General features: G+C 68.9%; 16 protein-coding genes. 6 read left to right on the top strand and 10 right to left on the bottom strand.

Translation table 11 applies throughout. From position 1 onward, the window contains the following. Window positions 1-10: 10 nt before the first annotated feature. From ACYQ6W_RS16390 to ACYQ6W_RS16360, 7 genes are all read right to left on the bottom strand, one after another. A complete protein-coding gene (locus tag ACYQ6W_RS16390) occupies window positions 11-412 on the bottom strand; it encodes a VOC family protein (protein WP_459676804.1) in 402 nt (133 codons plus the stop codon). A gap of 242 nt (window positions 413-654) precedes the next feature. Continuing rightward, the gene (locus ACYQ6W_RS16385) at window positions 655-1,743 is read right to left on the bottom strand and encodes a substrate-binding periplasmic protein (RefSeq protein WP_459676803.1); all 1,089 of its coding nucleotides are present in this window, start codon (window positions 1,741-1,743) and stop codon (window positions 655-657) included. 107 nt (window positions 1,744-1,850) lie between these two features. After that, window positions 1,851-3,056 (bottom strand): pyridoxal phosphate-dependent aminotransferase, encoded by a 1,206-nt coding sequence (locus ACYQ6W_RS16380; RefSeq protein WP_459676801.1) that lies wholly within the window; start codon window positions 3,054-3,056, stop codon window positions 1,851-1,853. Between the two features lie 31 nt (window positions 3,057-3,087). Continuing rightward, on the bottom strand, window positions 3,088-3,330 hold the full coding sequence (locus tag ACYQ6W_RS16375) for a hypothetical protein (RefSeq protein WP_459676800.1): 243 nt from the start codon (window positions 3,328-3,330) through the stop codon (window positions 3,088-3,090). Window positions 3,331-3,409: 79 nt separating this feature from the next. Beyond that, entirely contained in the window at window positions 3,410-4,612 is a 1,203-nt protein-coding gene (locus ACYQ6W_RS16370; protein WP_459676799.1) for a pyridoxal phosphate-dependent aminotransferase, read from the bottom strand. A gap of 124 nt (window positions 4,613-4,736) precedes the next feature. Further along, the gene (locus tag ACYQ6W_RS16365; protein ID WP_459676798.1) at window positions 4,737-5,909 is read right to left on the bottom strand and encodes an acetyl-CoA C-acetyltransferase; all 1,173 of its coding nucleotides are present in this window, start codon (window positions 5,907-5,909) and stop codon (window positions 4,737-4,739) included. A gap of 121 nt (window positions 5,910-6,030) precedes the next feature. Beyond that, window positions 6,031-7,293, bottom strand: coding sequence for an alpha/beta fold hydrolase (locus ACYQ6W_RS16360; RefSeq protein WP_459676797.1), 1,263 nt, complete (start codon window positions 7,291-7,293; stop codon window positions 6,031-6,033). 388 nt (window positions 7,294-7,681) lie between these two features. Here ACYQ6W_RS16360 and phaR point away from each other — a divergent pair, with 388 nt between their 5' ends. After that, window positions 7,682-8,362: a polyhydroxyalkanoate synthesis repressor PhaR gene (gene phaR, locus ACYQ6W_RS16355; RefSeq protein ID WP_459676796.1), complete on the top strand. Its 681-nt coding sequence runs from the start codon at window positions 7,682-7,684 to the stop codon at window positions 8,360-8,362. A gap of 66 nt (window positions 8,363-8,428) precedes the next feature. Here phaR and ACYQ6W_RS16350 read toward each other — a convergent pair whose 3' ends face one another. Together ACYQ6W_RS16350 and ACYQ6W_RS16345 are read right to left on the bottom strand one after the other, a co-directional pair. After that, a complete protein-coding gene (locus tag ACYQ6W_RS16350) occupies window positions 8,429-10,894 on the bottom strand; it encodes a tetratricopeptide repeat protein (RefSeq protein WP_459676795.1) in 2,466 nt (821 codons plus the stop codon). A 48-nt stretch (window positions 10,895-10,942) separates the two neighbouring features. Next, entirely contained in the window at window positions 10,943-12,697 is a 1,755-nt protein-coding gene (locus ACYQ6W_RS16345) for an ATP-binding protein (protein WP_459676794.1), read from the bottom strand. A 206-nt stretch (window positions 12,698-12,903) separates the two neighbouring features. Between ACYQ6W_RS16345 and ACYQ6W_RS16340 the strand changes: the two genes are divergently transcribed. Next, window positions 12,904-13,620, top strand: coding sequence for an SDR family oxidoreductase (locus ACYQ6W_RS16340; RefSeq protein ID WP_459676793.1), 717 nt, complete (start codon window positions 12,904-12,906; stop codon window positions 13,618-13,620). A 3-nt stretch (window positions 13,621-13,623) separates the two neighbouring features. Here the strand turns inward: ACYQ6W_RS16340 and ACYQ6W_RS16335 are convergent, their stop codons facing one another. Beyond that, on the bottom strand, window positions 13,624-14,235 hold the full coding sequence (locus ACYQ6W_RS16335; protein ID WP_459676792.1) for a TlpA family protein disulfide reductase: 612 nt from the start codon (window positions 14,233-14,235) through the stop codon (window positions 13,624-13,626). An 85-nt stretch (window positions 14,236-14,320) separates the two neighbouring features. On the opposite strand from ACYQ6W_RS16335, the gene argH reads away from it, so the two are divergent. From argH to ACYQ6W_RS16315, 4 genes are read left to right on the top strand one after another with little or no spacing between them, the layout of a single operon-like run. Beyond that, window positions 14,321-15,706 (top strand): argininosuccinate lyase, encoded by a 1,386-nt coding sequence (argH, locus tag ACYQ6W_RS16330; protein WP_459676871.1) that lies wholly within the window; start codon window positions 14,321-14,323, stop codon window positions 15,704-15,706. Beyond that, on the top strand, window positions 15,703-15,831 hold the full coding sequence (locus tag ACYQ6W_RS16325) for an LPS translocon maturation chaperone LptM (protein ID WP_459676791.1): 129 nt from the start codon (window positions 15,703-15,705) through the stop codon (window positions 15,829-15,831). Before argH ends, ACYQ6W_RS16325 begins: the two co-directional genes overlap by 4 nt. Window positions 15,832-15,833: 2 nt before the next feature. Next, entirely contained in the window at window positions 15,834-17,192 is a 1,359-nt protein-coding gene (gene lysA, locus ACYQ6W_RS16320) for a diaminopimelate decarboxylase (protein ID WP_459676790.1), read from the top strand. Further along, entirely contained in the window at window positions 17,159-19,660 is a 2,502-nt protein-coding gene (locus ACYQ6W_RS16315) for a DUF4175 family protein (protein ID WP_459676788.1), read from the top strand. The genes lysA and ACYQ6W_RS16315 overlap by 34 nt, the downstream gene beginning before the upstream one ends. The last annotated feature ends 199 nt before the right edge of the window (window positions 19,661-19,859 follow it).

The following is a 19,859-nucleotide window of genomic DNA, read 5'->3' as shown; positions in this document are numbered from 1 at the left end:
GCGGGGCTTTTCAGAGATCGGCATAGACTTCCCAGAGATAGTCGTCGGGATCGGCGAAGTAGCAGCAGCGCGCCCCCCAGGGGTAATCGGCCGGTGCCCGCCGCACCGCGATGCCGCGCGCGACCAGCGTCTCGTGCATCTCGTCCACGGCCGCGGGCGACGGAAGCTTGACGGAGAGGCAGGCCCGATGGCCGGCTTCACGCGGGCCTAGCAGGGTCGGGCGCGGCTCGTCCGGAACATGCCCCGTCTCCCACACTACGAGACTGACCCCGCGGCTGTCGAAGGAGGCGAACCCTTCCACCCTTCGGGTCACAGTGAAGCCCAGCTTCTCCGTGTAGAACGCGACCGAGCGGTCCAGATCCTGGACCAGGAGGCAGATGTCGCTGATGGCGTGAAGCTGACTGAAATCCATCCTACTCTCCCGTGCAGAAGGGCGCGTTGCGGCCCGCTCGTCTTTGTGCCGGTCGCGCCTGGGCGTGCCGGGAAGCGCCGTGCCGAGACAGCCCAAACGGCCGCGAACGGTCGCAGGTGGTCATTGTTCTGTCCTTGCTGCATGACGCTGATCGTAAGGTTGCGGAAATATTCGGGCGGGATCAAGCCGCCGTGACGGCTGATCCTGCCCGCGCTTCACGCAAGGCCTGCGCCTCCCCCGGCCTACGGCCGGCCCAGCCAGGTCTGGATCAGGGCTTGCCATTCCGGCGTCGGCAGGAGGGCGGTGAGGCTCTCGTTCAACGCATCCCGGTAGGGGCTGCGTTTCGGCAGCATGAAGGCGTGCGGGTGGCTGCCGAAACTGTCGCCGACCAGCATGAGACCGGCGGCCTGCGGTGCACGCAGCGCCTGGTTCAGGGCGAGCTGGTCGTAGGCGACACCGGCGACCGTTCCATCTTCCAGGGCTGCGACCGCGGCGGCGGCCGTCGGAAAGCTGCGCACATTGACGAGATTCTGCTGCAGCCAGGTCTTGGCATAGGACTCCCGGACCGTCGCGATCGGGCGGGTGCCGACGTCACCGATGCTGGTGATGGGCGCCGTCGCGCGGATGGAGGCGGCGAGGCCGGTGGTGAGGACGGCGGTGATTTCTGCCGTGAAGACGGTGCCGCCCAGCATCAACACGATCGCGAGATACCGCCCGCGTTCGGTCTCGGGCAGCTTGGCGCCGCAGTTGTGGGCAATCAGCGTCTGCGCCGCCCACCAGGCGTTGTGGCGGAAAACCGGCGGGAACATCTGGCCGTTGCGCCGCTGTTCGATCCGCCGGATGATGAAGCCCGCCATCAGCGAGGCAACGAGGCCGAGCAGCAGAAGGATGAGCATCTCGCTGCTGAAGAGAAGCGAGAGCGCGTTTTCGATGACGTGCAGGCGGCGCGAGACGGCACCTTCGCGACGGACGGCGAGGGCAAGCGGCACCACCTGGTTGGCGTCACTGAAATCGACGATCAGGCTCAGCTCGGGTGTCGGCGTGATGCCGCCGATGCCGATATCGGCCTGATGGGTGATGATCGCGGTGGTCAGGGCATCGAGATTGGGTTCGAGAACATAATGCACCGTCCAGCCCTGGCGGGCGGCGATGACGTCGAAGGCGGCGATGCTGAGGCCGCTTAGGCCATCCGATCCCTGCACCACGAAAGGCGGATTGGCGAGCGCCGCGACGCGCAGGCTGGGGCCCGCGGCCCTGGCGGCTCCGGGGAGAGCGAGACACACCATCATCCAGGCGGCGAGCGGCAGAAGGGCGAGCGCAGGCAGCCTCATGGCGATGTCCCTGTGTCGAATCGGGGCGGAGCCGGATCGGCCGCGCCCCGATCAAACGGGGATGGCTGTCGCTTGGCCAGCGAAAATGCAGAGACGGCGGGGCTGCGTCAGCGCAAGCCCTCGCAGAAGCGGATGATGCGCTGACACGCCTCGGCCAAGGAGGCGTCGTCGGTTGCGTAGGAGATGCGCATGTGCGGGCTCATGCCGAAGGCCGCGCCATGGACGGTCGCGACGAAGGCCTCCTCCAACAGCGCGAGGCAGAAATCCCGGTCCGTCTCCAGCAGGTGACCGCCCGGCGTGGTTCGGCCAAGGCAGCCGGCGACCGATGGGAAGACGTAGAAGGCGCCCTCGGGCACCGCACAGGTGAGGCCCGGCGCCTGGCGCAGCGCTGCCACCACCGCGTCACGCCGGCGGTGATAGGCCGCGACCATCTCCGCCACCATGCCTTGTTCGGCATCGAGTACGGCCGCCGCCGCCGCCTGGCCGACAGTCGAAATGCCGGCCGTCGCATGGCTCTGCACCGTGGTCATGGCGCGGATCAAGTTGGCCGGCCCGCCGGAGAAGCCGATGCGCCAGCCCGTCATGGCGTAGGTCTTGGAGACGCCGGACATGACAACCGTGCGGTCGCGCAACTCTGGGGCAACCGCGGCGAGGCTGACGGAGCCTGCGCCGTCGTAACGCAGATGCTCGTAGATTTCGTCCGAGAAGATCCAGACATGCGGATGCCGCTCCAGCACCGCGGCCAGCGCTCGCAGCTGCTCGGCCGAATAGGCAGCACCCGTCGGGTTGTTCGGCGCGTTGAGCACCACCCATTTGGTGCGCGGGGTGATGGCGGCCTCCAGATCCTCGGGCCGCAGGTGGAAGCCGTTATTGGCGGGGCAGGAGACGGGCACCGCGACACCGCCGAGGAATTGCGCCGTCAACGCATAGGAGGACCAGTAGGGCGCGGGGATCACCACCGCGTCCCCCTCATCCACGGTGGCGGCGAAGGCATTGAAGATCGCCTGCTTGCCGCCGTTCGAAACCATGATCTCGTTCAGCGCGAAGTCGATCTTCTGGTCGCGCGCGAATTTCCGCTGGATGGCGGCCTTCAGCACCGGCAGGCCATCCACCGGCGGATACTTGGTGAGCCCGTCCCGTGCGGCGCGGGCGGCGGCCTCAATGGCGACCTCCGGCGTCGCGAAATCCGGCTCACCGATGGCGAGCGAGATGACCGGGTGGCCCGCGGCCCGCATCTCCCGCGCCCGCGTGGACATCATGACGGCGGCGGCGGTCTCGGCGCGGCCGAGGCGGGCGGAGAGGGCGGGCATCACGCAGGGGTCCCTTGCAGGAAGAAACGAACGGTCAGGAGCGGAAGGTCGATTGCAGCCAGCCGGCGACCAGGATGAGGACGGAGACCAACAGCGCATAGCCACCGGCGGCCCAGAAGCCGATGGCATCGGTGCCTTCCGCGACACCCGGCATGGCATTGGTCAGGCGATCCCCCCAATACAGCATGAGGGTCACGACGGGCCAGGTGAGCACACCGGCGACGAGATAGATCAACAGGGTGCGGCGGCGCCCTTCGGCCCGGACGGTTTTGCCCAACGGAGCGGCTTCCTTGCGCGATCACCGTATTGGAAACGGTGACAGGGCCGGCCCCTCGGCCGGTACCCGATCGAGGTGGTTACTTCAGCCCGGCGCAGAAATGCTGGATGCGCTCGCAGGCCTTCTTCAGAGAGTCCGTATCGGTCGCGTAAGAAATACGGAAATGGCCCGGATACATGAAGGCGGCACCATGGACGGCGGCAACGCCCTCCTCCTCCAGCAGCGCGGTCACGAAAGCTTCGTCATCCGTGATTGCGACGCCGCTGCGGCTGGTCTTGCCGATGCAACCGGCGACGGACGGGAAGACGTAGAAGGCGCCTTCCGGCGTCAGGCAATGGATGCCTTCGGCCTGGTTCAGCATCTCGACGACGAGATTGCGCCGGGCGCGATAGGTCGCCGTCCAGTCCTTCAGGAAGTCCTGCGGACCGTTGAGCGCTTCCACCGCCGCCGCCTGGCTGATGGAGGAGGTGTTGGAGGTCGACTGGCTCTGCAGCTTGTCGAGCGCCTTGATCAGCGGGGCGGGGCCGCCGGCGAAGCCGATGCGCCAGCCGGTCATGGCATAGGCCTTGGAGCAGCCATTCATGGTCAGCGTCCGGTCACGCAGCTTCGGTTCGACCTGCGCGATGGTTGCAAACTCGAAATCGTCGTAGACCAGCTTTTCGTAGATGTCGTCCGTCAGCACCCAGACGTTCGGGTGGCGCAGCAGCACCTCGGCCAGAGCCTTGAGTTCCGCCGCCGAATAGGCCGCACCCGTCGGGTTGCTCGGGCTGTTGAGGATCAGCCACTTGGTCTTCGGCGTGATGGCGGCTTCGAGATCGGCGGGCTGCAGCTTGAAACCGCTGTTCGGGCCGCAGGGCACGATCACCGGCTTGCCGTCGGCGAGCGCCACGATGTCCGGGTAGCTCACCCAGCACGGCGCGGGGATCACCACTTCGTCCCCGGCGTCGAGCGTCGCGAGCATGGCGTTGAAGATCACCTGCTTGCCGCCGGTCGAGACCATGACTTCGTTCGCGGCATAGTCGAGGCCGCTGTCCCGCTTGAACTTGGCGATGACCGCCTGCTTGAGCGCGGGCGTGCCGGAAACGTCGGTGTATTTCGTGTCGCCGGCCTGGATCGCCTTAATCGCTGCGGCTTTGACGTTGTCCGGGGTGTCGAAATCGGGCTCACCGGCGGACAGGCTGATGATGTCCCGGCCGGCCGCCTTCAAGGCCCGCGCCTTGGAGGAGATGGCGATGGTCTGGCTGGGGCTCACGCGGTCCAGTCGTTCGGCGGTCAGGCTCACGGATCAACACCTCGTTGTCAAAAAACGGCGCGGAACCGTAAGCCTGGGCCGAAAGCCGTGCAAACGCTCGGCATGCAGGGCAGAAGTCCGGCGGCGATGGCCGCCGCCGGTCGTCAGGACTGCTTCAGCGCTCCACGCACATGGCGACGCCCATGCCGCCGCCGATGCAGAGGGTGGCCAGGCCCTTCTTCGCGTCGCGCTTCTGCATTTCGAACAGAAGCGTCGTCAGCACGCGGGCGCCGGAGGCCCCGATGGGATGGCCGATGGCGATGGCGCCGCCATTCACGTTCACCTTCGCGGTATCCCAGCCCATCTCCTTGTTCACGGCACAGGCCTGGGCGGCGAAGGCTTCGTTCGCCTCCACGAGATCGAGATCGGCCGCCTTCCAGCCGGCGCGCGCCAGCGCCTTCTGCGAGGACGGGATCGGCCCGGTGCCCATCACCTTCGGGTCAACGCCGGCGGTCGCGAAGCTCGCGATGCGGGCGAGCGGGGTGAGCCCGCGCTTCGCCGCTTCTTGCGCGGACATGACGACGAGCGCGGCCGCGCCATCGTTCAGGCCGGAAGCATTACCCGCCGTCACCGTGCCCTCCTTGTTGAAGGCTGGGCGGAGCTTGGCCATGGTTTCGAGGGAGGCGTCGTGACGGATGTACTCGTCATCCGAGACGACGACGTCGCCCTTGCGGCTCTTCACCGTGACCGGGGCGATCTCGTCCTTGAAACGGCCAGCCTTCTGCGCGGCCGATGCCTTGTTCTGCGACTGGGCCGCGAATTCATCCTGCTGCGCGCGAGTGATCTGGAACTCCCGCGCGACGTTCTCGGCCGTCACGCCCATGTGGTAGCCGTTGAAGGCGTCCCACAGGCCGTCCTTGATCATGGTGTCGACCAGACCGAGATCGCCCATCTTGGTGCCCGCGCGCAGATAGGCGGCATGGGGCGACAGCGTCATGCTTTCCTGGCCGCCGGCGAGCACGATGTTGCTCTGGCCCGTCATCACCTGCTGGGCGGCGAGCGCCACGGCGCGGAGGCCCGATCCGCAGACCTGATTGATGCCGAAGGCGGTGCGGCCTTCGGGAATGCCCGCGAGAATGGCAGCCTGGCGCGCCGGGTTCTGGCCTTGGGCCGCGGTCAGCACCTGGCCGAGGATGACTTCGTCGATCTCTTCCGGAGAAAGCTGTGCGCGCTCCAAGGCGGCCCTGATCGCAACCTCGCCAAGCTGATGGGCGGGCACGGACGCGAAGGCGCCGTTGAAGCTGCCGACCGGGGTGCGGGCGGCGGAGACGATGACGATGTCGTCCATGGCGGTGCTCCTCGGGACCCGGTGCGGTCCCTCTCTTATGTCTGATGGTTGGTCCGACCGCCCGTAATCTAGGCTGCTCGGCTCCGCTCGCGCCATAGGCGAAACCAAAGGCTGACGCGCGTCAAAGGCCGAGGCACCAGGCCGCCAGCGGACGCCACAATTCGCTTTCTGCGCGTCTGCCCGCAGCCATGCCGATATGGCCGGCGGCAGGGCGATGCACCTGCCCGCCGGGCAGTTGGGTGGCAAGCGCGAGCGCGGAGTCCGGTGGCACGATGCGATCGCGGTTCGGGATCGCCGCGAAGCTCGGGCAGGTGAGGTGGCGTGGGTCGACAGGGGCGCCCGCGATCGCCCACTCGCCCCGCGCGGGCGTGTTCTCGCCATACCATTCGCCGAGGCAGGCGCGCGCCACGGGGGCTGCGAGCGGCACGCCGTCGTTCAGCCAATCTTCGAGCGCCACGAAAAGCGCGGCCGCCGCCCCCTCGGGCGCGAGCTTGGCAAAATGGCGATATTTCACGGGCGTCTCGTAGGGCGCGAGGCAGGCGAAGAGCATCTGGATGAGATCGGTCGCGAGCAGGCCCGTGGGCGCCATCGCCGTCTCCAGCGCCGGCAGGATGGCCGCCACGGCCTGTGCCCGCTCTGGATCAGGCGCGTGGAAATCCCAGGGCGTGGCGAGCAGGACGAGGCCACGGATGGAGCCGGGATGGCGGAGGGCGGCAGCCAGCGCCAGCAGCCCGCCCATGCAATAGCCCACGAGGATGACAGGCGCGCCCACCGCAGCGATGGCACGTTCGAGACGGCCTGCGATGTAGTCGGTGAGGGTGAAGCGGCGTTCGGCGGCACCCGGCTCGCCCCAGTCGAGCAGCAGAGGGCGCAGACCCTGAGCCGCCAAAAAGCGCATCAGCGAACTCTCGGGCTTCAGGTCGAGGATATAGGCGCGGTTGATCAGGCTCGGCACGGTGAGGACGATGGGCGCGCGGGCGGCCGTTGGCGCATAGTCCAGAAGGCGGCTGCCACCTTCCGCCCAGAGCACGGGCGGTTCCTCCTGTCGGCGGACATAGGGATGGCGCCGATAGGCTGCGATCCCGGCGAGGAAGGCGCGGTCCTGCGCCCAAGCCTCGCTCAGCACCGCTTCGGCGAAGCGCGCCTCAGCTTCGGCGCCGCCCTGGGCCACGCGCGCGGCGATCTGCGCCCGCAGCGCCGCGCGGCCGTCCGGAGTCGCTTGGCCCGTCGCGCCCGGCCAGGCGGCGCTCCAACTCGGCCACACGCTGCTCGAGACGGCGGACCTCATCATCGCGAGGGTCAGGTGCAGGAGGAGCGGGCGCGGCCCCCGGCGCAGCATCGGGCCGGGCGGCAGGCCGTGTCGCAGGGGTGGAACGGCGCTCACGGCTGCTGCCGAATCCGCCGGGCATGCCGCGTAGCATGGCCTGCGCGGCTTCGGCCCAGAGCGCGGTGAGCGCCGCCCATTGCGCCTGTGTCTCCGGGTCCATCAGATAGGCGGTGATTTCGCTCTGCCATATGGCGATCCAATCCTCGGCCAGGGCCCGGAAATCCTCCTCCGATCCCGGTGCGGGCCCTGGGCCGCCCGGGTTGGCGGGGCGGTCGTCCTGGGCCGCGCTGTCGTCACCGTCATCCATGCCGCCTTCATAGCTCAGCCGCGTCGCCAAGTCCTGCCCGCAGGTAGGCCGAAGGTCTATGATGCACTGCAAATGGTGCTATCGCGGCGCCGAAGGCTTCATGCTACGGTTCCAAGACACGCCCATCAGAGGTGCAAGATGTCGCAAGCTGCAATGCCTGCCGGTGGTCCGGACAACGCTTCCAAGCCACCCGTCGTGGTCAAGAAATACGCCAATCGCCGGCTCTACAATACAGAGAGCTCCAGCTACATCACCCTCGACAATCTGGCTGCGATGGTGCGGGACGGGCGGGATTTCGTCGTCTATGACGCGAAGACGGGCGAAGACATCACACGCAGCGTGCTGACGCAGATCATCGTCGAAGAGGAAAGCAAGGGCAGCGCCCTGCTGCCGACGACCTTCCTGCGCAGCCTGATCGGCTTCTACGGCGACAGCATGCAGACCGTGGTGCCGCGCTACCTCGAGCAGTCGATGGCGAATTTCGCCCATCAGCAGCAGCAGGTGCGCCAGGCCATGCAGCAGACGGTGGGCAATCTCTTTCCCTTCGACATCGAGCAGATGGGCCGCCAGAACATGGCGATGATCGAGCGGGCGATGTCGATGTTCAGCCCCTTCTACCGCGGCACCGAAGTGCAGGCGGAACAGGCGGCGGAGCCGACGGATGCCCGCCACCCCGATCTCGAACGCGAAGTGGCGGTGCTGCGCGGGGAACTCGCCCGGCTGCAAAAGGAATTGCACGACACCCGGGCGCAGCTCGCCGAGGAAGCGGCGGCACCTGCGGCGAAGCGCAGCCTCGCGGGGAAATCCGCCGCCGACTGAGGGCGGCGGCGTTTCGCCTCCACGATCAGCCCCGGCCGCCATTGTGGCGCGCCGGGGCTTTTTCGTTCAGGCGGCGGCCGAGCTGCCGCCGGTCATCGCCTCCAGATAGGCAAGTCGCTTCGCGAGCAGGGCGTTGGACGGATCGAGCTTCAGCGCCCGCGCTGCCGCATCGGCTGCCGCCGTCATGTCCCCGGCCGCCAGAAGCACCGTGGACTCCTGGAAATGATTGTTGGGGTCGGCCGGATTGACGGCGGTCGCCCGTTTCGCCCAGGCCAGGGCCGCGCTCATGTCCCCGCTGCGCACGGCGACGTCCGAGAGCCGACGCAGCAAACCCACGTCGGAGGGCGCAACGGCCAGCCCCTGTTCCGCCGTCGTCCGCGCGGCAGGAAGATTGCCATAGGTGACGTGCAAGGCTGCGAGATAGTTGAAGGCGCCGGGATCTTTGGGGGCCGCGGCAAGGGCGCGCTGGGCCCAGCCGAAGGCGCCGCCGACGTCACCGCGACGGTTCGCGATTTCAGCAAGGCGCTGCATCAAGGCAGTTGTGGCTGGCGTGCCCTCGGCCAGCTGCAGCGCTTGGCGGAAGGCAGCCTCGGCCTCATCCAGTTCACCGGCCCCGAAATGCAGATTGCCCAGTTGCTGGGCGCCCGCGGGTGAAGCCGGAAACTCTTCCACCATACGGTTGGCCCAATAGAAGGCGCCCTGGCGGTCGCCGCGCCGCATCAGCACGTCGCTGAGCCTGCGATGGAAGGCGGGATTGCTTCCGGCAAACTCCGTGGCATGGGTGAGGGAAGCTTCCGCCGCGGCGCTATCCCCGCGCGCGAGTTCCAGAGTCGCTAGCTGGTCGTAGGTGCGCGGGTCCCGCGGATCGGCTTCGAGTGCACGCTTCAGCCAGGCAAGGGCTTCACGCTGTTCGCCACGGCGCAACGCGAGATCGGCAAGCCGGCGCAGAAGCCCCACGTCCTGCGGGGCGCGTTCCACGGCCAGCAGCAGCGCGTTGGTCGCACCGTCCCAATCGCCGCGCTGCTGGTGCAGCGTCGCGAGGTGCAGGTAGCCGCCGACATCCGCCGGACGCAGCGCGATCCCCGCTTCGGCAAGAGCCTGTGCTTCCGTCCATTCGCCGAGGCGCGCCTTGAGGTTGCTTGCCTGCCGCAGAAGGCCGGCATCGCGCGGCGCGAGGCTGACGGCACGGGAGAGCGCGGCGTCGGCCTCCTCGAGCTTCCCCTGCTGCTGCAGCAGTCTCGCCTGATGCGCATAGTTCTGGGCATCGGACGGGTGGCTGCGGACGGCCCGTTCGATCCAGGCATGAGCTTCCTCGACGGCGCCTGCGGCCAGAGCAAGGTCGCTCTGCCGCCGCAGGTAGGGGCCGAAGGCGGGTGCCAGCGCCACGGCGCGGCTCTGCGCCGCCCGAGCGGCCTCCAAATCGCCTGCCGCATGGTGGAGGCCGGCGAGGTGATGGTGATTCATCGCATCGAAGGGATCCGTCTCGACCGCGCGTTCCGCCCAGCTCCGCGCGGCGTCCTGGTCTCGCTGGTCGCGTGCGATCTCGCTGAGCCGGCGCAGCAGCATGGCTTGTTCACGCGGCGTGCGGGCACGCTCCAGCGCCTCGGTCAGAACCTCGGCCGCCGTGTGGAGGTTTCCCTGGCGCTGATGCAGGAAGGCGCGGTGCCCATCCAAATGGGCATTTGCCGCGCTCGCGTCGGGTGCTTCGGCCCAGGCGAGTGCCGCCTGAACGTCTCCCTGTTCCAGCATCAGTCGGCTGAGCTGCCGTGCGGCATTGCCGCCCGGCCCCTGCAGGCGGGCCGCTTTTTCCAGCGCGGCTCGCGCAGCATCGGGATTGCCGGCGGCGGTCGCGACCTGAGCGAGCACTTCATAACTCGGCGCATCGCCCGGATCCGCCTCAACCGCGCGTTCCGCCCAGAGAGCTGCCCCCTCGAGATCACCCCGCCCGAGCAGGAACAGGCTCATGCGACGGAGCGCCAACGGCTGTTCCGGCGCGTGGTCGATCGCGGTGCGGAGCGAGGCTTCCGCGCCCGTGAAATCGGCATGCCGCTCTTGCAGACCCGCCAGAAAATGCAGCGGCGACACCTCGCCTGGCGCCAGCAGGACGGTTTTTTCCGCAAGCGGAAGCGCCTCTTCGCCTTTGCCCAGATGCTGCTTGAGGTCGGCGAGTTGGCGCAGATAGGCCGGATGGTCCGGCTTCAGCTCGACGCTGTGCTCCAGCATCTCTTCCGCTTCGTCCCAGCGGCCCTCTTCACGCAGCAAACGGGCGAGGTGCGCATAAGGGTCGGCCTCCCCAGGGGCGGCGGCGACGGCCTGCTGTGCCCACTCCATCGCACCGGTCCGGTCGCCCTGGAGCAGCCGCACCTCGCTCATGCGCCGCAGCAGGCTGGCATGGTCCGGATTGAAGTCCAGCGCCCAGCCGAGAAGGCGTTCGGCTGTCGCCGTATCACCCGACCGCAGGGCTTCGCTGACCGCGCGCAAGGTTGCGCCGGGGTTGGTGGGATCCGCGGTCGCGCCAGACAGGTCGCTCATCAGTCAATCCATCTCTTCGGGTCGAAGTCGGGGAAGCTACGCTTTGCCTCAGGCAGCCGACCGGATAGGACGGTAGGCCGACAAAGCCTCCGCCATCCGGGTCTGGGCCACGTCCATCAGGCCGAGCCAGTCGTCGGCCGCGAGGCTGAGGCTTTCGGGAGATTGCGCCCGCACCACCTCTTCCGTCCTCCATCCGAGCTTCTTCTTCGCCATGCTGAAGACGACGGCGCGGGACACGCGTTTCGTCAAGGCCCACTCGGCGATCTCGCTGGCGATCCGGCGCGTCACCTCGTCGGCATCCCCGTCACCCTCTTGCTGGGACAAAACCAGCGCCGCGGCCATGTCGGCCACGGCCGGATAGGTGAGGTTTAGGAAGATCTGATGCGAGGCCGGGTAGAACTTGGCAGCGCGGCCTTCCAGCGCGCGCTCGCGCACCTGCTCGGGGGTGCGCAGGCCGATGATCTCCGGCGGTTTCTCGTAGGTTGGCGGCTTGGGCTTGGGCGGCGTCTTTTCCGTATCCGCCTTGGGCCTGTCCTCTGCGTCCTTTTGGTCCCGCGTGCGGTCTTCGACCGGCTTCGGCTTCTGCGGCAGACCGGGCGGCTCGCTCGGCGGCCGTTGCGCCTCGACGCCGAGGGCGGCCAGCAACTCCTTAAGCTCGTCGCTGATCTCGTCGAGATAATTCGCCTGGGTTGGGCCGAGGCTGCGGATGATCTCGGCGAGCCAGGCCGGCATGTAGGTGCGCACCAGGGCGCTGAACTCGCCGACATGGACCTGCCGCTGGTCATGGCTGCGGAAGCGCAGGAACTGGCGGTAGGCTTCCGGCCAGACGAGATAGTCATCCGGCAATTCGACGAAGACCGAGATGTATTTGGCGCCGAAGGGGATCGCGAAATTCGGCGCTTCCTGCGTCCAGGCATCGCCGGAGCGCACGTCGTACATCTCGTTGCGGAAGACGATGGCGGCGCGCGCGCCGCCTCGGCCCAGTGCGCCTGCCGCGGATTTCGTACTCTCGCCGCGGGCCGGATCGTAATAGTAGTGGATCTTCACGCCGCTTGGCGTCGTGCGCGTCTCGGTGCGGCCGAAATCGGCGCGCCGGTCATCCAGGCCGACCATGGCGCGGGGGCCAGAACCGCCCCAAATCTCCGGCGCGAGCGTTAGGCTCACATCCTGTGAGAGGCGGAAGAAGCGGTTCTCCAGATAGTCGCCGAGCCAGTCCGGCTCGACCCTCAGGCTGGGGCCATAGGGTGCCGTGACCGTGTCCTGGTCCGGGCTGTTGCCGCAGAGGAGAACCTCGGTCCAATCCTGAGAGAGGTCGTAGCCGCCTTCGCTGCGGCAGGCCTCCGTTGCGTCCACCACCTCGGCCCGCTCCGGCCCGATGCGCAGGCGACCATAGGTGCCGTCGCGATAGCCCATGACGACTTCGCTCACCCGTCCCGCGACGCAGGAACGGTAGCGCAGGCCGTGCTTGTTGGAGGGCAGGGAGGCGACCTTGGCGCCCATGCCGAAATTCTGGTCGAGCGCGTTCTGCTTGCGCAGCGAGGAGGCGAGGTCGGTGATCTGAAGCAGCTCGGCCGCGGTCAGGCCCGGGCCGGTGTTCCAGATGCGCAGCTTGCGGCCGCCCTCGTGGCGGCGCGAATCGATGAGCACGCGGCGCTCCCCGGCAGGCGCATGCGCCGCAGCCTCCAAACCGTTCACGACGAGTTCGCGGATCATCATGGTCTTGGGGCAGCGCTCAATCATGCTGGCGACGAGGAAGGCTTCGTTCGCCACTTTCAGCGGGGCAATCTGGGCGGTGTCGGACATGAAGACTCCGGCATTGTCGGCTCGGGCGAAAGCCTGAACGACGTGTGAACGGGGCGGCAGACTAGCCGTCCCGGAAGGTTTGGTTAGTTAAGATTTGGGAAGTATTAAGCATATCTGTTGCGGCGCAACAAAAAAGAGGCGGGCTTGGGCTCACCGGGCCGTGGCCGGACCTTGACGTTGGCTGCGGCGGGAAAAGGGGACAAGGCATGACGGAAGAACGCAAGGTTGCCCTCGTCACCGGCGGAAGCCGCGGCATTGGCCGGGGGATCGCCGATCATCTGGCCTCGGCCGGATGGCGCGTGGTGGTGGCCGATCGCGCGCCACCGGCCGTGCAGAGCACGCCCGCACCTCACCGTTTTGTCAACGCCGATGTCGGGGAGGAGGCTGCGGTGACGGCTCTTCTCGCGGGGATCAGCGCGGAGGAGGGGCGGCTGGATGCGCTCGTCTGCAATGCCGGCTTCATGATCCGCAAGCCGCTCGAGACCCTGAGCCTCGCGGAATGGACCGCCGTGCTCACCACCAATCTGACCAGCACCTTCCTGCTCGCGCGGGCGGCGGCCCCGCTGCTGCGGCAGGCTCGCGGTGCCATCCTCACCATCGCCTCCACCCGCGCCCATCAGTCGGAACCCGACACGGAGAGCTATTCCGCCTCCAAGGGCGGTCTGCTCGCCCTGACCCACGCGTTGGCTATCAGCCTCGGCCCCGCCATCCGGGTGAACTGCATCAGCCCCGGCTGGATCGACACGCAAGGGGCAGCACGCTCGCCAGAGGATCACGCCCAGCATCCGGCGGGCCGGGTCGGCCGGCCGGAGGACGTGGCAAGCCTCGCCGCCTGGCTGCTCAGCCCCGAGAGCGGCTTCGTCACGGGTGCCGAATTCGTCGTCGACGGCGGCATGACCCGCAAGATGATCTACGTCGAATGATCCTCAGAGGGTGACGGTCGGCTTCACGTCGAGCCCCGGCCCGCAGAGGGCCCGCACCTTGGCCGCGGCCGCCTCCGTGCCCCAGTCGGCGCCGCCGATCAGCCGCGCGCGGGGCTGGCCGCTGCGGTCGAAGACCACGGTCAAGGGAATGCCCGGGACGCTCCAGGCCTGCACGATCGCGCCCTGCGGGTCGAGCAGCACGGGCAGATGGTCGATGCCTTGGCGGTCGTAGAAGGCCCGCACGGTCGCCGCGCCGCCGGCATCGGAGGAGACGGGCAGAACCACGATGTCGTCCGCCCGCACCGCGGCGGCGAGCGCGTCCAGCGTCGGCAACTCGGCCGCACAGGGGCCGCACCAAGTGGCCCAGAGGTTGAGGACCACGCCCTTGCCGCGGTAATGGGCAAGCGTCAGCGCCTGCTGGTCCGGCTTGTAAAATCGGATGGCGGGAAGGCGGGTTCCGGTAGGGAAGGTCTCCAGCCCGTCGAGCCCCGGCAGAGACTGCGCTCGGGCTGACGGAAGGCCCAGATTGCCCACCGCGACGCCCGCGGCTAGGTTCGCCGCCGCGATGAGGGCTCCGCGGCGCGAGAGGGGCCGGCGCGACGATGATGTGTTCATTAGGATCAGCTCCTTGACCGATACCAGCCAGCCCCCGCCGGCCACCCTCTCTCATTCCGGCGAAACAAGCGCCTCCGGCGCCAATGTGCAATGGGGCGGCCGTTTCGCGGGCGGCCCCGCGCAGATCATGAGCGACATCAACGCCTCGATCGGCTTCGACCAGCGGATGTGGCGGCAGGACATCGCGGGATCTCGCGCCCATGCGGCCATGCTCGTACACGCAGGCGTCCTCACCCCGGCAGACGAAGCGGCCATCGCCGAGGGGCTGGAAGCCATCGGAGGCGAGATCGCCGCGGGCCGGTTCCCCTTCGAGACCGCTCTCGAAGACATCCACATGAACATCGAGGCGCGGCTGACCGATCGCATCGGCGATGCCGGACGCCGCCTGCACACCGGGCGCAGCCGCAACGACCAGGTGGCGACGGATTTCAAGCTCTGGGTGCGCGATGCGATCGACGGCCTCTCGGCCCAGATCACCGCCACCATGCGCGCCTTGGTGGAGCGTGCCGCCGAACATGCGGCCGACCCCATGCCCGGCTTCACCCATCTGCAGACGGCCCAGCCGGTGACCTTCGGCCATCACCTCATGGCCTATGTCGAGATGCTGGGGCGGGACCGTGCGCGCCTCGCCGATTGCCGCGCCCGGCTGAACGAGTGCCCGCTGGGTGCGGCAGCACTCGCCGGCACTTCCTTCCCGATCGACCGGCACATGACGGCGGCGGCGCTGGGCTTCGACCGGCCGACTGCCAATTCCCTCGATTCGGTGTCCGACCGCGATTTTGCGCTCGAATTCCTCTCGGCGGCGGCGATCTGTGCGACGCATCTCTCGCGCTTCGCGGAAGAGATCGTCATCTGGTGCAGCGCGCCCTTCCGCTTCGTCCGCTTGTCGGATGCCTTCACCACCGGCAGTTCCATCATGCCGCAGAAGCGCAATCCGGACGCGGCGGAGCTGGTGCGCGCCAAGACCGGGCGCATCGCTGGCTCCCTCATCGCCCTGCTCACCGTGATGAAGGGCTTGCCGCTTGCCTATTGCAAGGACATGCAAGAGGACAAGGAGCCGGTCTTCGAGGCGGCGGATGCGCTGGCGCTGTCGCTGGCCGCGACCGAAGGGATGGTGCGGGACCTCATGCCGGAACTCGGCCGGATGGCTGCCGCCGCCGGCCAGGGGTTCGCGACCGCGACCGACCTCGCGGACTGGCTGGTGCGGGCGCTGAAACTGCCCTTCCGCCAGGCTCACCATGTCACCGGCAAGCTGGTGGCCCTTGCCGAGAGCCGGGAGGTTGACCTCGCCGATCTCGATCTGGCCACCATGCAGTCCGTCGAGCCTGGTATCACGGAAGACGTCTACTCCGTGCTGACCGTCGCGGCGTCCGTCGCGTCCCGCCGCAGCTATGGCGGCACCGCGCCGGAGAATGTCGCGGCCCAGGCCGCCCGCTGGCGGGACGTCCTGGAGAAGGAGGCCGCGGCATGACCATGCGTCTGCTGCTGCTCGCCGGTCTCCTGGCGCTCGCCGCTTGCGGCAAGGTCGGGCCCAACCAGCCACCGGGCCCGGCCTCAGACATCATCTATCCTCGCCTTCCCTATCCGGCGCAGTAGCCATGGCGGATTTTAGCGGCCCCGCGCCCGGGGCCGAACCAGATGTCGCGGCGCTGATCGCGTCCCGGCCGCACCTCACGCTCGACCCCGATCGGGGGCTGATGCTGGAGGGGGTGGCGCTCGCCGATATCGCCGCGCTTCTCGGGTCTCCGACCTGGGTATATGGCGCAGGCACCATCCGCGCGCGCCTCGCCCGCCTGCGGGCAGCCCTGTTGGCTGCCGGGATCGGCAGCACGCAGATCCATTACGCGGTGAAGGCGAACGACCATCTCGCAGTCCTCTCGCTGCTCGCGGCCGAAGGGGCGGGGGCGGACGTCGTCTCCGGTGGCGAGTTGGCCCGGGCGCGCCATGCCGGTATCTCGGCTGCGCACATCGTCTATTCGGGCGTCGGCAAGTCGGCCGCCGACCTGCAACGCGCCGTCGCCGAAGGCATCGGCCAGATCAACGTCGAGAGCCGCGAGGAACTCGCCATGCTCTCGGCCGTCGCCGAGGCGGCCGGCCGCCGCGTCGATCTCGTGCTGCGCGTCAATCCGGACGTCGATGCCGAAACCCATGCCAAGATCACCACGGGCCTCGCCGAGAACAAGTTCGGCATCGCCTGGGAAGAGGCGGAGGCGGTCTATGCCTATGCGGCCAGCTTGCCGGGGTTGAACCCCCTCGGGCTTGCCATGCATATCGGCAGCCAGATCCTCTCGACCCGGCCTTTCGACGCGGCCTTCGCCCGCATGGCGGGCCTCGTTGGCCGGCTGCGCGCCGCAGGGCACCGGGTGACGCGGCTCGATTGCGGTGGAGGCCTCGGCATTTCCTACGAGGCCGGGCCGGAGGTTTCCGTCGAGGATTTCGCGGCCGTCATGGCGCGTCACCTCGGCGGTCTCGGGCTCGATCTGATGATGGAGCCGGGGCGCTGGCTGGTGGGGCCGGCGGGCGTGCTGCTGGCCTCCGTCGTGCTCGCCAAGAAGACCGGCAATGGCAGCTTTCTAGTGCTGGACGCGGCGATGAACGATCTCGTCCGCCCGGCGATGTATGACGCCTGGCACGGCATCGTCCCCGTCAACGCGGAGGACGTGGCCCGTGCCGGCGTGCCGGTGGACGTGGTTGGGCCGGTTTGCGAGACCGGGGACACCTTCGCGCGAGGCCGCCTCCTGCCGCCCCTCGCGCCCGGCGCGCTGGTGGCGATTCTCGACGCCGGCGCCTACGGTGCCGTGATGAGTTCTACCTACAATGCGCGGCCCCTGGCGGCGGCGGCGCTGGTCGATGGCCCGCGTTGGGCGACCATCACGCCGCGGCAGGACGTCTCGGCCCTCTGGTCACGCGAAGCGGTGCCGGCATGGCTCACGCCCGCGGACACGAGCGCGGGCTGAGCCAGCCCGCCGATCAACGTCCGCCCGGGGCAGCGGCCCCGGTGGCGGCGCCCTTGCCGCGTCGCCTCCAGCGTTGGGAGAGGGCGGCGCGCTGGCTGCTGATCTATGAGGCCATCTGGCCGATCCTCTGGCCGCCACTCGGCCTGCTCGCCCTCTATGCCTGTGCCGCCTTGCTCGGCCTGCCGCAGCGCGGCGGCCTCTTCCTCACCACGCTGCTGGGAATGCTGGATCTCGTCGGCGCCCTCGCGCTGCTGATCTGGGGCGCGGTGCGTCTGCGTCTGCCCGATGCGCGCGCGGTCCGCGCGCGGCTGCGCCGCGCCTCCGGCCTTGCGCATGATCCGCTGGCGGCGCTCGAGGATACCCCGGCGCAGACGGATCACGCTGCCTTCCTGCTGTGGCGCGCGCATCGCGCGCAGAGCCTGGCGGCGACCGCCCGGCTCCGCCTCGGCCTGCCCTGGCCGTGGCGGGCGCGCCCGCGCGATCTCGCCTTTCGCGGCGGTATCCTTGCCGCCTTTATCGCTTGCCTCTGGGTCGCCGGACCGGCCGCGCCTCAGCGGCTCGCCTCAGGCTATGCGATCGACCCGGCCCGCCTGCTTGGCCCGCCGGCGCCGCCCCCCGCGGTCACCGCCTGGATCACGCCCCCGGCCTATACAGGCCGTCCGCCCATCCTGCTGCATGACCGCGACGAGAACAGCCGGGTGCCGAGCGGCGCGCGGCTCACCGTCACCGTCTCGGGGCTCGAGCGGGCCCCCCGCATCGACGGCCTCGCCGGCGCTTTCGCGCCGCTCGACGCCGGCAGCTTCCAGTTTCAGGCCAAGCTCGACCGCAGCGGCATCGTGACCCTGCACGGCGGCGGCACGACGCTCGCACGCTGGACGCTGATGGTGCAGCCGGATGGGCCGCCGAGCATCGACTTCGCGGGCCTTCCGGCGGCCGACTCGGATGGGCGCAGCCTGCGCCTGCCCTGGCAGGCGACGGATGATTACGGCGTGGTCTCGGCGCAGATGGTGGCGCGGCTCGTCGCCCATCCCGAAGCGCCACCGCTGGTTCTGCCGCTGACGCTGCCCTCCGGTCCGGCCCCCAAGATCGACGCCGTGCAAGTCGCCGACCTCAGCGCCAATCCCTGGGCCGGCCTGCCGGTGCAGATGCATCTCGTGGCGCGAGATGCGGCGGGGCAGACCGGCACCTCGCCGGTCGAGACGGTCACGCTTCCCGCGCGGCATTTCACCGATCCCTTCGCGCAGGAGGTGGCGGCGATCCGCCGCGCCCTGGTCGCGATGCCGGCGCCGCTGACGCCGCAGCGCAGGCAGGCAGGGGCCGAGGCGATCTTTCAGGTGGGTGCGGCCGCACTCACCGCCGGCAAGGCGCCCAAGACCGTGCTGCCGCTGCTCGCCGCGGGCTGGCAGCTTGCTCAGGACCGGGGGGCTGACGTGCTCTCCGAGGTGGAAGCCACGCTGTGGGAGGTGGCGCTGCATTTCGAGCAGGGGGATGCGGCGGACAGCGCCCAGTCCCTGGCCCAGGCCGAGGCGGCGCTCAAGCAGGCATTGGCCGGCGGCCACGCCTCGTCCGCGGAATTGTCGCGCCTGATGCAACAGATGCAGTCCGCCGTGCTGCAGCACCTTTCGACGCTGTTGCAGATGGCCCAGCGCCAGGGTGCGGCGGTGGGCACGGCGAACAACGCGCCGCCGCTCGACCTGCAGCGTCTGGCCCGCCAGATGAAGGCGATGGAGGAGGCGGCGCGTGCGGGCGATGCGGCGGCGATGCGCCAGGCCATGGCCAGCCTGCAGCAAAGCCTGTCGGCGCTGGAGCAGGCACGGCTCGTCAAGCCCGATCCCAAGGCCGAAGCGGCCCGCGCGCAAGCCGGGCGGGACTTGCAGAGCCTGCAGACCCTGATGCGCGAGCAAGCAGGGTTGATGGACCGGTCGACCCAGCGCGCCGAAGCGGCGAGCCCGGATGCCGCGGCCCAGCGCCGCGATGCGACGGCACAGGCGGCGCTACGCAACACGCTCGGTGGCCTTGCCGGCCGGTTGGGCGGCAGTGCCAAAACGGCGCAGCAGGCGATGGGCGGGGCGATCCAGCAATTGCAGGCCGGACGGGATGGGGATGCCGCGGCGTCCCAACAGCAGGCGCTGCAGGCCTTGCAGCATGCGGCCGATTCCTTGCAGCGGCAGCTTTCCCAGCAAGGGCAGGGGGGCGGGCTGTTCCAGCTGGGCGGCGGCACGGGCGCCGGGCAGGAGACCGGCCTGCCGCTCTTCGGCGACCAGTCGGAGGACGGGCAGACCGATCCGCTCGGCCGGCCGCTGGACAAGGGCCAGGGGTCGAGCATCGGCGCCGACGTGGCGCTGCCCGAAGGGGCGCAGCGTGCGCAGCTCCGCGCCATCTTGCAGGAGCTGCGGGATCGCGCGGGGGATCGCAGCCTGTCGAAACCGGCCCTCGACTACATCGAGCGCCTGTTGCAGCCGTTCTGAGACCGGCGCCCCACCGCTGCGGCCGCCTTGTCGTCCCATCACCCTGGACGACTCTGTTGACTTCGGAGTCGCAACAAGGTCTGTTTCCGATCAGGAATCATTTTCCTCCATAAAAATTCAGAAATAGATAACGTCCTCTTCGTAGAAAATTCGGCGGATCAGCCGGAAGTCGACTGGCTCCTGGCCTGACCACTCTGAC

The organism is Acidisoma sp. 7E03 (genome assembly GCF_054665075.1).
This window is presented reverse-complemented; position numbering and strand designations above follow the sequence as displayed.